Origin of the sequence: Sphingomonas sp. NPDC079357, assembly GCF_044901155.1 — a bacterium.
Taxonomy (GTDB): Bacteria; Pseudomonadota; Alphaproteobacteria; order Sphingomonadales; family Sphingomonadaceae; genus Sphingomonas.
The window spans coordinates 66,860-79,540 of the sequence record NZ_JBJDOM010000002.1; the positions used below are offsets into that span (position 1 = coordinate 66,860).

Genomic DNA, 12,681 nt, shown 5'->3' on the forward strand with positions numbered 1-12,681 from the left:
GAAGACGCTGACCGCCCCACCTCCACCGTCGCCCTGCGAAGGCAGGGGCCCATGTCTCTGTCGTGTGCCGATACATTCGACACACAACCCGCGCGCACCAACGGCCGCCGGCACTCATCCACTCGACAGCCATGGGCCCCTGCCTCCGCAGGGGCGACGGAATGACCATCACCCCGGCAACTCCAGAATCCGCTTCGCCACGATGTTGAGCTGGATCTCGCTCGTTCCGCCCTCGATCGAATTCGCCTTGGTCCGCAGCCACGCCCGCGCCGCGCGCCCGCCGCCCGAGCGCTCGCTCTCCCACTCGACCGCGTCCGATCCACCCGCCGCCATCGCCAGCTCATGCCGCGCCTTGTTCAGCTCGGTGCCGTAATATTTCATCATGCTTGGCTGCGCGGGGTGCGCGTGCCCCGCCTTCAGCTCGTCGATGAACCGCTCGCTCTGCGCCGCGAACGCCAGCGCGCGCACCTCGTACGCGGCGATCTGCGCGCGCAGCAGCGGATCGGCCAGCCGCCCCTCGGCATCGACCCCGACAGTGGCCAATGCGCCTTCCACCAGCGCATCGCCGCCGCCGGACAGCCCCATGCCCGAGATCATCTCGCGCTCATGCCCGAGCAGATATTTGGCGACATCCCAGCCCTTGTTCAGCTCGCCGACCAGATTCGCCTTGGGCACCTTCACATCGTCGAAGAACGTCTCGCAAAACGGCGAATAGCCGCTGATGAGCAGGATCGGCTTGGTCGAGACGCCCGGCGAGGCCATGTCGAACAGCACGAAGCTGATCCCGCCCTGCTTGGTCGTCCGGTCGGTCCGCACCAGACAAAAGATCCAGTCGGCCTGATCGGCATAGCTGGTCCACACCTTCTGCCCGTTGACGACGAAATGGTCGCCGGCATCCTCGGCACTGGTCGCAAGGCTTGCGAGGTCGGAACCGGCGTTGGGCTCCGAATAGCCCTGGCACCAGCGGATCTCGCCGCGCGCGATCTTCGTCAGATGCTCCAGCTTCTGCGCCTCGGTACCGTATTTCAGCAGCGCCGGCCCCAGCATCGAGATGCCGAAGCTGTTGAGCGGGTTGCGCGCCTTGATCCGCGCCATTTCCTCGCGCAGCACCTTGGTCTCCGCCGCGCTCAGCCCGCCGCCGCCATAGTCCTTGGGCCAGTCGGGCACCGTCCAGCCGCGCGCCGCCATCCGGTCGAGCCACGTCTTCTGCGGTTCGGTCAGCCGTGACTGGTCGCGTCCGCCCCACACCACATCCTTTTCGGACACGATCGGCGCGCGCATCTCGGGCGGGCAATTCTCTTCCAGCCATGCGCGCGTCTCTTCGCGGAAGGTGTCGAGATCGCTCACTTGAACGCCTCCCCGGTCTTGAGTCCCTTGGCGACCGGGAAGCCATAGCGTTCCAGCCCGGCGATCACCTTGTCGACGCCTTCGCTCTGAGCCCAGAACATCGGCCCGCCGCGATAGACCGGCCAGCCATAGCCATAGACCCACACGACATCGATATCCGACGCGCGCTGCGCCATGCCTTCCTCCAGGATCAGCGCGCCTTCGTTGACCATCGTGTAGAGCGTGCGCGCGACGATCTCCTCGTCGCTGATGTCGCGCGGGGTCGCGCCTTCCTTTGCGCGAAATTCGTCGATGATCTCCGCCACGCGCGGCGAGGGAGTCGGGTTTCGCTTCTCATCATAATCGTAGAAGCCCGCGCCCTTCTTCTGCCCCCAGCGGCCTTCGGCGGCGAGCGCGTCGCGGATGTTCTCGATCCGGCTGGGATCGCGGTGCCAGCCGATGTCGACCCCGGCGAGGTCGGCCATCTGGAACGGCCCCATCGGCATACCGAACGCGACATGCACCCGGTCGATCTGCTCGGGGGTCGCGCCTTCCATCAACAGTTTGTTGGCTTCGACCTGCCGCGGCATCAGCATCCGGTTGCCGATGAACCCGTCGCACACGCCCGCGACCACCGCCACCTTGCGGATTTTCTTGGCCAGCGCCATCACCGTCGCCAGCACATCGGGCGCGGTCTGCCTGCCGCGCACCACCTCCAGCAACTTCATGACGTTCGCCGGCGAGAAGAAGTGCATTCCCAGCACGTCGCCGGGGCGCTTCGTCACCGCGGCAATCTCGTCGATGTTGAGGTAGCTGGTGTTGCTCGCGAGGATTGCGCCGGGCTTCGCGATCGCATCGAGCTTCGTGAAGATGTCCTTCTTGACGCCCATATCCTCGTAGACCGCCTCGATGATGAGGTCGCAATCGGCCAGATCGTCGAGCGACAGGGTGGGGGAGAGCAGCGCCATCGCCTTGTCGGGCGCATCGGCGGGCAGCCGCCCCTTGGCGGCGCTCGCCTCGTAATTGCGCCGCATCACCCCGGTGCCGCGATCGAGCGCCTCCTGCTGCATTTCGACGATGGTGACGGGCACGCCCGCCGACAGGAAGTTCATCGCGATCCCGCCGCCCATCGTCCCCGCGCCGATCACGCCGACGCGCTTGATGGGGCGCAGCGGGGTGGCCGGGTCGATATCGTCGATCTTCGCCGCCTTGCGCTCGGCGAAGAACAGATGCCGCTGCGCCGCCGATTGCGTGCCGTTCATCAGCGCCATGAACTGTTCGCGCTCGACCGCCAGCCCGTCCTCGAACGATTGCTCGGTGGCGGCGACGACGCAGGTGATGCACGCCGCCGGCGCGTCGAAGCCGCGCAGCTTGCGGCCGTGCGTCTTGCGGAACGCCTCCACCGCAGCCGGATCGGGAGCGATGACACGGTCGCGGACGCGCGAGATCGGGCGCTTGCCCGCCACCTCGCGCGCGAAGGCCAATGCGTCGGCGGCCAGCGTGTCCTCGCCGACCACCTTGTCGATCAGCCCCATGTCCGCCGCCGCCTTCGCGGACACCGGATTGCCGAGCACGATCATCTCCAGCGCGGCCTTGACCCCAACCAGCCGCGGCAACCGCTGCGTTCCGCCCGCACCGGGCAGCAGCCCCAGCTTTACCTCGGGCGTCCCCAGCTTCGCCGAGGGCACGGCGACACGGTAATGACAGCCGAGCGCCACCTCGCACCCGCCGCCCAGCGCAGTGCCGTGGATCGCGGCGATCACCGGCTTGGGGCTCGCCTCGATCACGTCGACCAGCGTCGGCAGCGGAATGCCCTGCAACGGCTTGCCGAATTCGCTGATGTCGGCGCCCGCGAAGAAGGTGCGGCCGTCGCAGCGGAGCACGATCGCGGCGATACTCGAATCCGCGACACCGGCCTTCACCGCGGCCTCCAGACCGTCGCGTACCGCGGCACCCAGCGCGTTCACGGGCGGCGAATCGCTGGTAATTTGGAGGATATCGCCGTCCCGCTCGATGCGGATCGGTCCCGACTGTTCGATGCTCTGCGACGTCATGAGGGATCGCTCTCCTGGATGTTCGGCATACCGTTGTTTCGAATTATCGTGTCCTTGTCGGGGAAAGCAATCGCCTTTCGGCGAACCGTTCCGACGATCGCTGCCAGACTTGTCCCCGCGCCGTTTCCCCGCCTAATCCTGCACTCACAAGGAATGGGGGTTCGCTCTTCGATGCGCGTGACGAAGAACTTTCTACGCGGGCGTGGCCGCAACGGATTGACGCAGGCCGAAAAGGATGTGCTGGAAAGCGCGGTCGATCGGATCGAGCACCTGCCGGCGCGCCGCATCGTCACGCGTCGTGGGGAGCGGGTCACGAACAGCACCTTGCTGCTCGACGGCGTGATGTGTCGCTACATGGATGCACGCGACGGCTTCCGGCAGTTGGTGGCGCTGCAACTGACCGGCGATTTTGTGGACCTGCACGGCTACCCGCTGCGCCGGCTCGATCACGATGTCGGTACGCTGACCGAGGCGCGTGTCGCGATCATCCCACATGCGCGGATCGACAGGATCCTGACCGAGCACCCGCACCTGACGCGGCTGCTGTGGCGTTCGACCCTGCTTGACGCGGCACTGCACCGGGAGTGGATTTTCCGTATCGGTCGGTTGGACGCGGCGGGACGACTCGCGCATTTCCTGCTTGAAACCTATCACCGGCTCCATGCCGTCGGTGCCGCGGACGGGGGCGCATTCGATTTCGCGCTGACGCAACAGGATCTTGGCGAGGCGCTGGGCCTCACCAGCGTGCACGTCAACCGCATGCTGCGGCGGCTGCGCGAGGGCGGGCTGGTTGAGTTCGCGCGCGGCGTGGTGCGGATTACCAACCACGACGGACTGGCGCGGCTCGGCGAGTTCGATCCCGACTATCTCTACCTTGAAACCGGCACCTGGAACCGCGACGATCGACCGTAACGCGAAGGCGCTTGGCCGCGGACGGTAAATGGCCGTAGGTGACGGATATGTCCGATCAGCCTTCGCCCGCCGAACCGTTCATCCCGGCGCCGACCGCGGCGGGGATCGACCCGCCGATGCGCCGCGACCGCCTACTTGCCGGGCTAACGCTGACCGCCGGCATCGGGCTGATGCTCGGAACGCCGTTCGCGCTGCAGGCGGGGGCGGAGTTCTTCATGCCGACCGCGATCGCGCTGGTCGTGTCGCTGGCGCTGATCCCGTTGCTCGAATGGCTGGAACGCAGGCGGCTGCCGTCGCCTATCGCAGCCTTGTTCTGCGTGATCCTCTTTCTGGTGATCGCGAATGTTGCCCTGGCCGCCATCGTGGTGCCCGCGACGGAGTTTTTCCGGCTTCTGCCCAGCCGCATCCACCGTATCCAGGCGAATCTCGCGCCGATCCTCGACCTCTATTCAAGTCTGGAGCGCTACGCGAACCGCACATTGCGTCAGATCGCGACCACGCCGGTCAAGCCATCGGCTACCGCCGCTGTCGCCCCGCCAAGTTCGATCGTGGAACTCGCCGCCACGTCGGCGCCGGCGGTAATCGTCCAGACTTTCTACGCAATCCTCGTCGCGTTCTTCTTCCTGTCGGGCTGGACACGGATGCGCGAGCGGATGATCACCGGCCGTGCCAGCTTCGGCGGGGCGATGACCACCGCGCGGGTGTTGCAGGAGATGGTCGACGCGGTGTCGTCGTATCTCGGCACGATCACGATCATCAACATCATGCTCGGGGCGGTAGTGGCGGGCGCGCTCCACATGCTGGGCATGCCGTTCCCGCTGATGTGGGGCGGGATTGTCACGCTGCTCAACTACGTTCCTTATTTCGGGCCGGTCGTCGCGGCGCTGCTGCTCGCTATCGGCGGGCTGATGACCTTCTCCGACGTCTGGACCGCGCTGTCGGCGCCCGCGATCATGTACGGCGCGCATCTGATCGAGGCGAACGTCGTGACCCCACTGATCGTCGGGCACCGTCTGACGATCAATCCGGTCATGATCCTCATTTCGATCAGCTTCTGGGGCTGGGTGTGGGGCACGGTCGGCGCGCTGCTGGCGGTGCCGATCCTGATCATCGTCCAGACGATCCTGTCCGCCGCGGGCCGCCCCGACATCGCCGGTTTCCTCTTCGAGGACGGCACGCTGATGCGCGGCCAGGAGGAGCAGATCGCCGTCGTCGAAAAAGTCGCCGATAGTCGTTGACAGGGTGGGGCGTGCCGCCTAGTTGGCGCGCCTCACGCTTCTACAAGCGGGTGTAGCTCAGTTGGTTAGAGCGCCGGCCTGTCACGCCGGAGGTCGCGGGTTCGAGCCCCGTCACTCGCGCCATCCTTGTCGGGATCGGCGTATAGTTGCGAGATGACGCGAAACATGCGGTTTGCAGGCACATTGCCTGGTTGATCCATGTGATACGTCCAGGAATGCGGGTGTAGCTCAGTTGGTTAGAGCGCCGGCCTGTCACGCCGGAGGTCGCGGGTTCGAGCCCCGTCACTCGCGCCACTTCTCAGTGGCCCCGAACTCAGCGCCAGCGACCGGTTTCCATCCAGCGGAGCAGCGGTTTAAGCGGCGCGATCCAGATGATCCCGGTCACGACATAGAACAGCAACTGCACCGCGCCCGGCCAGCGTCCGATCGATGCGGACAGCGAGGCGATGCCGACGCACCACACGAGGATCAGCAGCAGGATGATGAGCATCCCTGCGGGCTTGCGCCATGAAGGTGTCATGCGGTGATCCACTCCATTTCGGTCGCGACGGCGTGCAGCGGCACATCCCACGGATCGGCGGTCAGTCCCTCGATCAACTGGACGCTCCACGCCACGCCGATCCGTAGCGCTTGTGGAAAGGCGCTGAAAGCGCGGTCATAATGGCCAGCCCCCTGACCGAGCCGATTGAGCGCGCGATCGAATCCCACCAGCGGCGTCAGCACCAGATCCGGCGCGACCGGCACGCTGTCGTTCGCGGGCTGACGCAATCCGAACGGCCCGTTCTGCAAGGTGCTGCCCGGCATCCAGCGCACGAACGACAGCGGCGTCGCCCGGTCGATGACATGCGGCAGCGCTAGCTTGCAACCGGCAGCCAGTGCGGCCTGTTCCAGCGGTGTGGGATCGGCCTCGCCGCCGATCGGGATGTAGCTCGCCACGATCATCCCTGGCGTAAGAAGGGCCACGAACCGCGCATCGACCCGGATCGGCGGGTGCGCAGTGGCGACAAAGGCAGTGCGGGCAGCGCGCGCGGTGGCGCGCAGGGTCGTCTTGTCGCGCATCAGCTTACAATCGGCCGGGGGAAGGGCGGGTGGCGGGACCGCCATGGTCGTTTGCCGGATTATCCACTGACGCCCAGTACGTCAGGTGGGGATCATGTGCGTCGGGCCAGGACCCGGGCAGGGACAACCCCCATGGAAGATGAATAGCCTCAGGGATTTCTCTAGGCTCGTACCGGGCAGAACCCGCCATCACCAACTTAGGCGCTCGGCAGCGTTTGCTCAAGGGCTGCCGCAATCGATTCGAGTCGCTCCGACAAGGCATCGAGCGCCACACCCTCCGGCGTCTCGGGGGGCGGCGCGTTGCGGGCGTCGATCAGTGCATCGGCGACCATCAGCGCGGCGAGCAGCATCTGCCGGTTGGTGCCGCCCGCTCCGGCGGCGCGACGCGCCATCTCCCAGCGTTCATCGATCAACGCGGCGGCTTCCTGCAACCGCGCCTCGCCACCGTCCCGGCAGGCCAGATCGTAATTTGTGTCGCCGATGCGCAGCGTGACGATCGCCATCAGCCCTTCACCTCCGGCTCGGGTGCGTTGGCAATGATCGTGTCGAGCGCCGCAACGGCCTGCGCCATCGTCGCCTTCAGCGTGGCGTGACGCCGCTCCAGCAACGCGTCGGCGGCGCGCCGCGCGGCGATCGCGTTTTCGACGCGGGTGATGGCGGCGTCCAGCCGGGCGATCGCGGGATTGTCCATAATGGCGAAGCGATAGGATCGCGCACGCGGCGCGACAAGTAGCTTGCGCGGCGGACGGTCGCTGTAGCGGGGCGGTTGACGGGTGCGCGTCCACCTGCGCAAAAGCCGCCGCATCTGGACGGATTTGGCGGAGGACTGACGATGACGAAGGTTGCGATCAACGGCTTCGGGCGCATCGGACGGCTGGTGGCGCGGGCATTGCTGGAGCGCGGCAGCGAGCTGGAGCTGGTGGCGATCAACGATCTGGCCGACACCAAGTCTAATGCGTGGCTGTTCAGCCGCGACAGCGTTCACGGCAAGTACGCTGGCACCGTCGAAGCCGACGGGCAGGACATGGTGATCGACGGCAAGCGCATCCGCGTCACCGCCGAGCGCGATCCCGCCAATCTGCCGCACAAGGACCTGGGCGTCGATATCGTGCTGGAATGCACGGGCTTCTTCACCGATCGCGCCAGCGCGCAGAAGCATATCGACGCGGGTGCGAAGAAGGTGCTGATCTCCGCGCCGGCCAAGGGAGTCGACATCACCGTCGTTTACGGCGTGAATCACGACAAGCTGGAGGCCGGCCACACGATCGTGTCGAACGCGTCGTGCACGACCAACTGCCTTGCACCGGTCGCCAAGGTGCTGAACGACGCGCTGGGCATCGAGCGTGGGCTGATGACCACGATCCACGCCTATACCAACGATCAGAAGATCCTCGATCAGATCCACCCGGACCTGCGGCGTGCGCGCGCCGCGGCGATGAGCATGATCCCGACCACGACCGGCGCGGCGCGCGCGGTCGGCGAGGTGCTGCCAGAGCTGAAGGGCAAGCTGGACGGTTCGGCAGTGCGCGTGCCGGTGCCGGACGGCAGCCTGGTTGACCTGACCTTCATGCCGGGGCGCGAGACGACGAAGGATGAGGTCAATGCGCTGCTCAAGGCGGCAGCGGACGGCCCGATGAAGGGCGTGCTGCACTTCTCCGACGAGCCGTTGGTCTCGATCGACATCGTTCACACGCCCTATTCGTCGACCGTCGACAGCCTTGAGACGGCGGTGCTCGACGGCAAGCTGGTGCGCGTCGTCAGCTGGTACGACAATGAATGGGGCTTCTCGAACCGCATGGTCGACACCGCGTCGGCGATGGCGAAGCTCGGCTAATCGCGGGAGGCGCGCGATGGCTGGGGTGTTGCTCGGGATCGCGCGCCACGCCCGGTCGCGCGCGCCGATGGAGTTGGTCGACCATGTCGAGGTCACCCTGGATGGCGGCATCCATGGTGACTTTCGCGGTGCGATGCGCGGCAAGCCCTACAAGCGGCAGGTGACGCTGATCGAGCGTGGCGACTGGGCGGCGGTGATGGGCGCGGTCGGGCATACGATTGGCTGGGAACAGCGACGTGCCAACCTGCTGGTCGACGGGTTCGACCTGCCGCAGACCGCCGGTGTCCGTGTGCGAATCGGCGCGGATGTCGTGCTGGAGATTACGCGCGAATGCGATCCGTGCGAACGGATGGAGGCGCTGGCCGACGGACTGCGCGCGGCGATGACGCCCGACTGGCGCGGCGGCGCGTGCGCAATGGTGATAAGCGGCGGCCGGATCGCGGTCGGCGACGAGATCAGGATGGAGGAAGCATGACCAAGTCGTTCCGGACGCTCGACGATATCGGCGACGTCACCGGCAAGCGCGTGCTGGTGCGCGAGGACCTCAATGTCCCGCTCCACGATGGGCAGGTCAGCGACGATACGCGGCTGCGCTCGACGGTGGCCACGGTCGCCGAGCTGGCCGACAAGGGCGCGATCGTGCTGGTGCTGGCCCATTTCGGGCGACCCAAAGGCGTGCCTTCGCCCGAGCTGTCGCTGGCACAGATCGTCAAGCCGTATGAGGCGGTGCTCGGTCGTCCGGTGCGCTATATCGATTGGGAGGGCGCGGCGGAGGCGATCGCGACGCTCCAGCCGAGTGACATCGGCGTGCTGGAGAATACGCGTTTCTTCGGCGGCGAGGAGAAGAACGAGCCGGCGGTGGTCGAGCGGTTCGCGGCGCTAGGCGACCTGTACGTCAACGACGCCTTCTCGGCCGCGCACCGCGCGCATGCCTCGACCGAGGGGCTGGCGCACCGGCTGCCGGCCTTCGCCGGCCGTGCGATGGAGGCGGAGCTGGATGCGCTCGAGAAGGCGCTCGGCAAGCCCGAGCATCCGGTTGCCGCGGTGGTGGGCGGCGCAAAGGTGTCGACCAAGCTGGCGGTGCTCAAGCATCTGGTCACGCGGGTCGATCACCTCATCATCGGCGGCGGCATGGCCAACACCTTCCTCGCCGCGCGTGGCGTTGATGTCGGCAAGAGCCTGTGCGAGCATGAACTGACCGGCACCGCCGACGAAATCTTCGATGCGGCCGAGGCGGCGGGCTGCACGATCCACCTTCCGTACGACGTCGTCGTCGCGAAGGAATTCAAGCCGAACCCGGCGACCCGCACGGTGAATGTTCACGAAGTTGCCGCAGACGAGATGATCCTCGACGTTGGGCCGGCGGCGACCGAATCGCTGGGCGATGTGCTCAAGAATTGCCGGACGCTTGTCTGGAACGGGCCACTCGGTGCGTTCGAGACGCCGCCGTTCGACACCGCGACGGTGGCGTTGGCGCGCACTGCGGCAGCGCTGACCAAGGAAGGCGGGCTGGTGTCGGTGGCGGGCGGCGGCGACACGGTTGCCGCGCTCAATCAGGCTGGTGCTGCCGATTCCTTTACCTTCGTCTCAACTGCCGGGGGTGCATTCCTGGAGTGGATGGAAGGGCGCGAATTGCCGGGGGTCGCCGCGCTGACCCGCTGAGCCGCCCACCGTCGCCCCGGGTCAAGCCCGGGCCGACGCGGCTCAAATGCATCAGTTCGGCAAGACGCAGGTCAGGCGTGAAGGCGGCGACCGTCGTCCACAGGCCGCGACAGGATCGCGCGTGCGTCCCCCGGTGAGCGAACCTCACCATGCGGGCCACCCGCCGCCGCCAGCACGCGGTCGAGCAATTCCAGCCCGTCCGGCCATTGTCCCAGACCGCTCGCGGCGTTGAGGTGCCCATAGGCGCCGTAATCGATGAAGTGGCTGCCCCAATCGACCGCCAAGCTGTGCGCGCGCTCGGTCGACACCCATGGATCGTCGCTCGACGCGACGAGGATCGAGGGGAAGGGAAGCGCGAGTTTCGGTGCCGGTGCGAACGGCGCCAACTCGCTCGCCACGCCGGCACGGTCGACGTCGGCCGGCGCGACCAGCAGCGCGCCTGCGACCGGCCAGCCATAAGGCTGCGGGCTCATCGACGCCCACCAGGCGATCGCGATACAGCCCAGACTATGGCCGACGAGGATCACCGGGGCGCGCGCGGAGGCCACTGCCTGATCGATCTTCGTGACCCAGCTGTTGCGATGCGGACGGTCCCACATTCCGAGTTCGATCCGCGCGGTATCGGGCCGGCTGCGCTCCCACAACGTCTGCCAGTGCGCAGGGCCCGATCCGCCAAGCCCGGGAACGGTCAGCACGGTCGGCTGAACCGACAGATCGTAGTTGGCATGTCCCATGACGTACCTCCTGTTGCGTGCAATCGGGGCGAGGCCGCGGCTCAGTCTAGGGGTCGGGCGTGCCGCAGCCTCAATAGACAAATAATCCCCATTAAACTGATAGGCAATCGTGCAGCGCAGCAAATCGCATGGATCGAGCGAGTGGCGCGATGAGGCGTTGCCGCCGCTTGCGGCGCGGCGTCGTGCGCGCGATAGCGTCAGGTATGTCAGCACCAACAAAACAGCGGGTCGATCAGTTGCTGGTCGATCGCGGCCTTGTCGAGTCGCGCACCCGCGCGCAGGCATTGGTGATGGCGGGGCTGGTGTTCGCGGGCGACCGCAAGATCGAGAAACCGGGGCAGCCGGTCGCCATCGATACCCTCCTGGATGTTCGCGGACGCGACCATCCGTGGGTGTCGCGTGGGGGGATCAAGTTGGCACACGGGCTCGACCATTTCGGCTGGGACGTCGCCGACGCGGTGGCGATCGACGTCGGCTCGTCGACCGGCGGCTTCACCGACGTGCTGCTCACGCGCGGCGCGGCGCGCGTCTTTGCGGTCGACAGCGGCACCAACCAGCTCGCGTGGAAGCTGCGGCAGGATGAGCGGGTAATCGTTCACGAACAGACCAGCGCCCGCGTCCTGACCGCCACGCACATTCCCGAGCCGATCGACCTGGTCGTTTGCGACGCCAGCTTCATCGGCTTGGCCAAGGTGCTGGAGGTGCCGCTCGGCTTCGTACGCGATGGCGGGCGCGCGCTGGTGCTGGTCAAGCCGCAGTTCGAGGCGGGACGCAGCGAGGTCGGGAAAGGCGGGGTGGTGCGCGATCCGGCGATCCACGCGCGCGTCTGCGGCGAGGTGTCGGACTGGTTCGTCGCGGGTGGCTGGCGGGTCGAAGGCGTGACCGAAAGCCCGATCACAGGCCCGGAAGGCAATGTCGAATTCCTGCTCGCGGCGCATCGCGGATGAACCCGTCGCGTGATGAAGCGCTTTGCGGCATGTTGGTGCGGGACCACTTGGCGAGGGAGTGAGCATGGGCGAGCTGGCATCGAGAGAACAATTGCGCGCGTCGTTCCTTCGCTATGCCGCAGTGACGGTTCCGGCGGTGCTGCTGCTCGGCTTTCTGTCCGGGCGCACCGTGCCATCAGGCGATCAGAATGGATGGTATGCGGTGCTCGCCAAGCCGGAGCTGACCCCTCCGGGCTGGGCGTTCCCGGTCGTATGGTCCTCGCTCTATGTGATGCAGGGGATTGCCATTGCGCTGGTGCTCAGCGCGCGCGGCGCGCGGCTGCGCGGGCTCGGCATCGCCTTGTTCATCGCGCAACTGGCGGGCAATCTTGCCTGGACGCCGGTATTTTTCGGTGCGCACCGCATCGCGGCGGCGTTCCTGTTGATCGTTGCAATTCTCGGCCTGTCGATACTCACCACAATTGTTTTCGCGCAGATTCGCCGCGTCGCCGCCTGGCTGATGGTACCGTATATGGCGTGGCTGTGCGTGGCCGGCGCGCTCAACTGGCAGATCGGCCAGCTCAATCCGGATGCGGAACGGGTTGTGCAAGCGCCCGCGGCATCCCAAGTGATCCGCTGACCTTTTGCTCCTGCAGGACGATTCGCCATGCAATCCGAAAACCATCTGTTCGGCGACGTCGCCAAGCTGTTCAATGGCGCTGCCGGAACAATCGCCGGCATGGGCCGCGAGGCTGAGGCCAATGCCCGCGCCCGCGCTCGCGAGTGGATCGGCGGGCTCGACTTCATCGCGCGTGAGGAGTTCGAGGCGGTAAAGGCGATGGCCGTCGCCGCGCGCGACGAGAATGACGCGCTGCGTGCGCGGATTGAGAAGCTCGAAGCGGCGCTCGCGACGCGCCCGTCCGCCTGACGCCACAC

General features: G+C 66.7%; 15 protein-coding genes and 2 tRNA genes. 10 read left to right on the forward strand and 7 right to left on the reverse strand.

Features of this window, described 5'->3' with window-relative positions; translation table 11 throughout:
* Positions 1–168: 168 nt before the first annotated feature.
* Both ACI2JO_RS09330 and ACI2JO_RS09335 read right to left on the reverse strand, forming a co-directional pair.
* Positions 169–1,347, reverse strand: coding sequence for an acyl-CoA dehydrogenase family protein (locus tag ACI2JO_RS09330; protein WP_404720432.1), 1,179 nt, complete (start codon positions 1,345–1,347; stop codon positions 169–171).
* On the reverse strand, positions 1,344–3,380 hold the full coding sequence (locus ACI2JO_RS09335; protein ID WP_404720433.1) for a 3-hydroxyacyl-CoA dehydrogenase NAD-binding domain-containing protein: 2,037 nt from the start codon (positions 3,378–3,380) through the stop codon (positions 1,344–1,346). Before ACI2JO_RS09335 ends, ACI2JO_RS09330 begins: the two co-directional genes overlap by 4 nt.
* Before the next feature lie 171 nt (positions 3,381–3,551).
* Here ACI2JO_RS09335 and ACI2JO_RS09340 point away from each other — a divergent pair, with 171 nt between their 5' ends.
* The 4 genes from ACI2JO_RS09340 (at position 3,552) to ACI2JO_RS09355 (ending at position 5,824) form a co-directional block, all read left to right on the forward strand.
* The gene (locus tag ACI2JO_RS09340) at positions 3,552–4,292 is read left to right on the forward strand and encodes a Crp/Fnr family transcriptional regulator (RefSeq protein ID WP_404720434.1); all 741 of its coding nucleotides are present in this window, start codon (positions 3,552–3,554) and stop codon (positions 4,290–4,292) included.
* Positions 4,293–4,339: 47 nt separating this feature from the next.
* Positions 4,340–5,530 carry an AI-2E family transporter gene (locus tag ACI2JO_RS09345; RefSeq protein WP_404720435.1) on the forward strand — a complete coding sequence of 397 codons (1,191 nt, stop codon included), beginning with the start codon at positions 4,340–4,342 and terminating at the stop codon, positions 5,528–5,530.
* Positions 5,531–5,576: 46 nt separating this feature from the next.
* Positions 5,577–5,653: transfer RNA gene (locus tag ACI2JO_RS09350), tRNA-Asp, on the forward strand.
* Between the two features lie 94 nt (positions 5,654–5,747).
* A tRNA-Asp gene (locus ACI2JO_RS09355) sits at positions 5,748–5,824 on the forward strand.
* A gap of 19 nt (positions 5,825–5,843) precedes the next feature.
* Here the strand turns inward: ACI2JO_RS09355 and ACI2JO_RS09360 are convergent.
* From ACI2JO_RS09360 to ACI2JO_RS09375, 4 genes are all read right to left on the reverse strand, one after another.
* A complete protein-coding gene (locus tag ACI2JO_RS09360; protein ID WP_404720436.1) occupies positions 5,844–6,050 on the reverse strand; it encodes a DUF2842 domain-containing protein in 207 nt (68 codons plus the stop codon).
* The gene (locus ACI2JO_RS09365) at positions 6,047–6,589 is read right to left on the reverse strand and encodes a 5-formyltetrahydrofolate cyclo-ligase (RefSeq protein WP_404720437.1); all 543 of its coding nucleotides are present in this window, start codon (positions 6,587–6,589) and stop codon (positions 6,047–6,049) included. The genes ACI2JO_RS09360 and ACI2JO_RS09365 overlap by 4 nt, the downstream gene beginning before the upstream one ends.
* Positions 6,590–6,786: 197 nt before the next feature.
* Positions 6,787–7,092 (reverse strand): cell division protein ZapA, encoded by a 306-nt coding sequence (locus ACI2JO_RS09370; RefSeq protein WP_335307806.1) that lies wholly within the window; start codon positions 7,090–7,092, stop codon positions 6,787–6,789.
* Positions 7,092–7,394, reverse strand: a complete 303-nt coding sequence (locus ACI2JO_RS09375) for a hypothetical protein (RefSeq protein ID WP_404720438.1) — start codon at positions 7,392–7,394, stop codon at positions 7,092–7,094. Before ACI2JO_RS09375 ends, ACI2JO_RS09370 begins: the two co-directional genes overlap by 1 nt.
* Positions 7,395–7,421: 27 nt before the next feature.
* Here ACI2JO_RS09375 and gap point away from each other — a divergent pair, with 27 nt between their 5' ends.
* The 3 genes from gap to ACI2JO_RS09390 are packed head-to-tail and all read left to right on the forward strand — an operon-like array spanning position 7,422 to position 10,085.
* On the forward strand, positions 7,422–8,423 hold the full coding sequence (gene gap, locus ACI2JO_RS09380) for a type I glyceraldehyde-3-phosphate dehydrogenase (protein ID WP_404720439.1): 1,002 nt from the start codon (positions 7,422–7,424) through the stop codon (positions 8,421–8,423).
* Positions 8,424–8,439: 16 nt separating this feature from the next.
* Positions 8,440–8,898, forward strand: coding sequence for an MOSC domain-containing protein (locus tag ACI2JO_RS09385; protein WP_404720440.1), 459 nt, complete (start codon positions 8,440–8,442; stop codon positions 8,896–8,898).
* The gene (locus ACI2JO_RS09390; RefSeq protein WP_404720441.1) at positions 8,895–10,085 is read left to right on the forward strand and encodes a phosphoglycerate kinase; all 1,191 of its coding nucleotides are present in this window, start codon (positions 8,895–8,897) and stop codon (positions 10,083–10,085) included. Before ACI2JO_RS09385 ends, ACI2JO_RS09390 begins: the two co-directional genes overlap by 4 nt.
* A 71-nt stretch (positions 10,086–10,156) precedes the next feature.
* On the opposite strand, the gene ACI2JO_RS09395 is transcribed toward ACI2JO_RS09390, so the two are convergent.
* Positions 10,157–10,819, reverse strand: a complete 663-nt coding sequence (locus tag ACI2JO_RS09395) for an RBBP9/YdeN family alpha/beta hydrolase (protein WP_404720442.1) — start codon at positions 10,817–10,819, stop codon at positions 10,157–10,159.
* A gap of 203 nt (positions 10,820–11,022) precedes the next feature.
* Here ACI2JO_RS09395 and ACI2JO_RS09400 point away from each other — a divergent pair, with 203 nt between their 5' ends.
* The 3 genes from ACI2JO_RS09400 to ACI2JO_RS09410 all read left to right on the forward strand — a co-directional run bounded on the left by ACI2JO_RS09400 (position 11,023) and on the right by ACI2JO_RS09410 (position 12,673).
* Complete coding sequence (locus ACI2JO_RS09400) at positions 11,023–11,766, forward strand: TlyA family RNA methyltransferase (RefSeq protein ID WP_404720443.1); 744 nt, start codon at positions 11,023–11,025, stop codon at positions 11,764–11,766.
* Positions 11,767–11,830: 64 nt separating this feature from the next.
* On the forward strand, positions 11,831–12,385 hold the full coding sequence (locus ACI2JO_RS09405; RefSeq protein WP_404720444.1) for a TspO/MBR family protein: 555 nt from the start codon (positions 11,831–11,833) through the stop codon (positions 12,383–12,385).
* Positions 12,386–12,412: 27 nt separating this feature from the next.
* Positions 12,413–12,673, forward strand: a complete 261-nt coding sequence (locus tag ACI2JO_RS09410; protein ID WP_404720445.1) for an accessory factor UbiK family protein — start codon at positions 12,413–12,415, stop codon at positions 12,671–12,673.
* Positions 12,674–12,681 lie beyond the last annotated feature (8 nt).

What these genes read in the sequence shown, in the direction of transcription:
- ACI2JO_RS09335 (WP_404720433.1), bottom strand. Translation starts at nt 3,380, where the DNA reads ATGACGTCGCAGAGCATCGAACAGTCGGGACCGATCCGCATCGAGCGG.
- ACI2JO_RS09340 (WP_404720434.1), top strand. Translation starts at nt 3,552, where the DNA reads ATGCGCGTGACGAAGAACTTTCTACGCGGGCGTGGCCGCAACGGATTG.
- ACI2JO_RS09345 (WP_404720435.1), top strand. Translation starts at nt 4,340, where the DNA reads ATGTCCGATCAGCCTTCGCCCGCCGAACCGTTCATCCCGGCGCCGACC.
- ACI2JO_RS09360 (WP_404720436.1), bottom strand. Translation starts at nt 6,050, where the DNA reads ATGACACCTTCATGGCGCAAGCCCGCAGGGATGCTCATCATCCTGCTG.
- ACI2JO_RS09365 (WP_404720437.1), bottom strand. Translation starts at nt 6,589, where the DNA reads ATGCGCGACAAGACGACCCTGCGCGCCACCGCGCGCGCTGCCCGCACT.
- ACI2JO_RS09370 (WP_335307806.1), bottom strand. Translation starts at nt 7,092, where the DNA reads ATGGCGATCGTCACGCTGCGCATCGGCGACACAAATTACGATCTGGCC.
- ACI2JO_RS09375 (WP_404720438.1), bottom strand. Translation starts at nt 7,394, where the DNA reads ATGCGGCGGCTTTTGCGCAGGTGGACGCGCACCCGTCAACCGCCCCGC.
- gap (WP_404720439.1), top strand. Translation starts at nt 7,422, where the DNA reads ATGACGAAGGTTGCGATCAACGGCTTCGGGCGCATCGGACGGCTGGTG.
- ACI2JO_RS09385 (WP_404720440.1), top strand. Translation starts at nt 8,440, where the DNA reads ATGGCTGGGGTGTTGCTCGGGATCGCGCGCCACGCCCGGTCGCGCGCG.
- ACI2JO_RS09390 (WP_404720441.1), top strand. Translation starts at nt 8,895, where the DNA reads ATGACCAAGTCGTTCCGGACGCTCGACGATATCGGCGACGTCACCGGC.
- ACI2JO_RS09395 (WP_404720442.1), bottom strand. Translation starts at nt 10,819, where the DNA reads ATGGGACATGCCAACTACGATCTGTCGGTTCAGCCGACCGTGCTGACC.
- ACI2JO_RS09400 (WP_404720443.1), top strand. Translation starts at nt 11,023, where the DNA reads ATGTCAGCACCAACAAAACAGCGGGTCGATCAGTTGCTGGTCGATCGC.
- ACI2JO_RS09405 (WP_404720444.1), top strand. Translation starts at nt 11,831, where the DNA reads ATGGGCGAGCTGGCATCGAGAGAACAATTGCGCGCGTCGTTCCTTCGC.
- ACI2JO_RS09410 (WP_404720445.1), top strand. Translation starts at nt 12,413, where the DNA reads ATGCAATCCGAAAACCATCTGTTCGGCGACGTCGCCAAGCTGTTCAAT.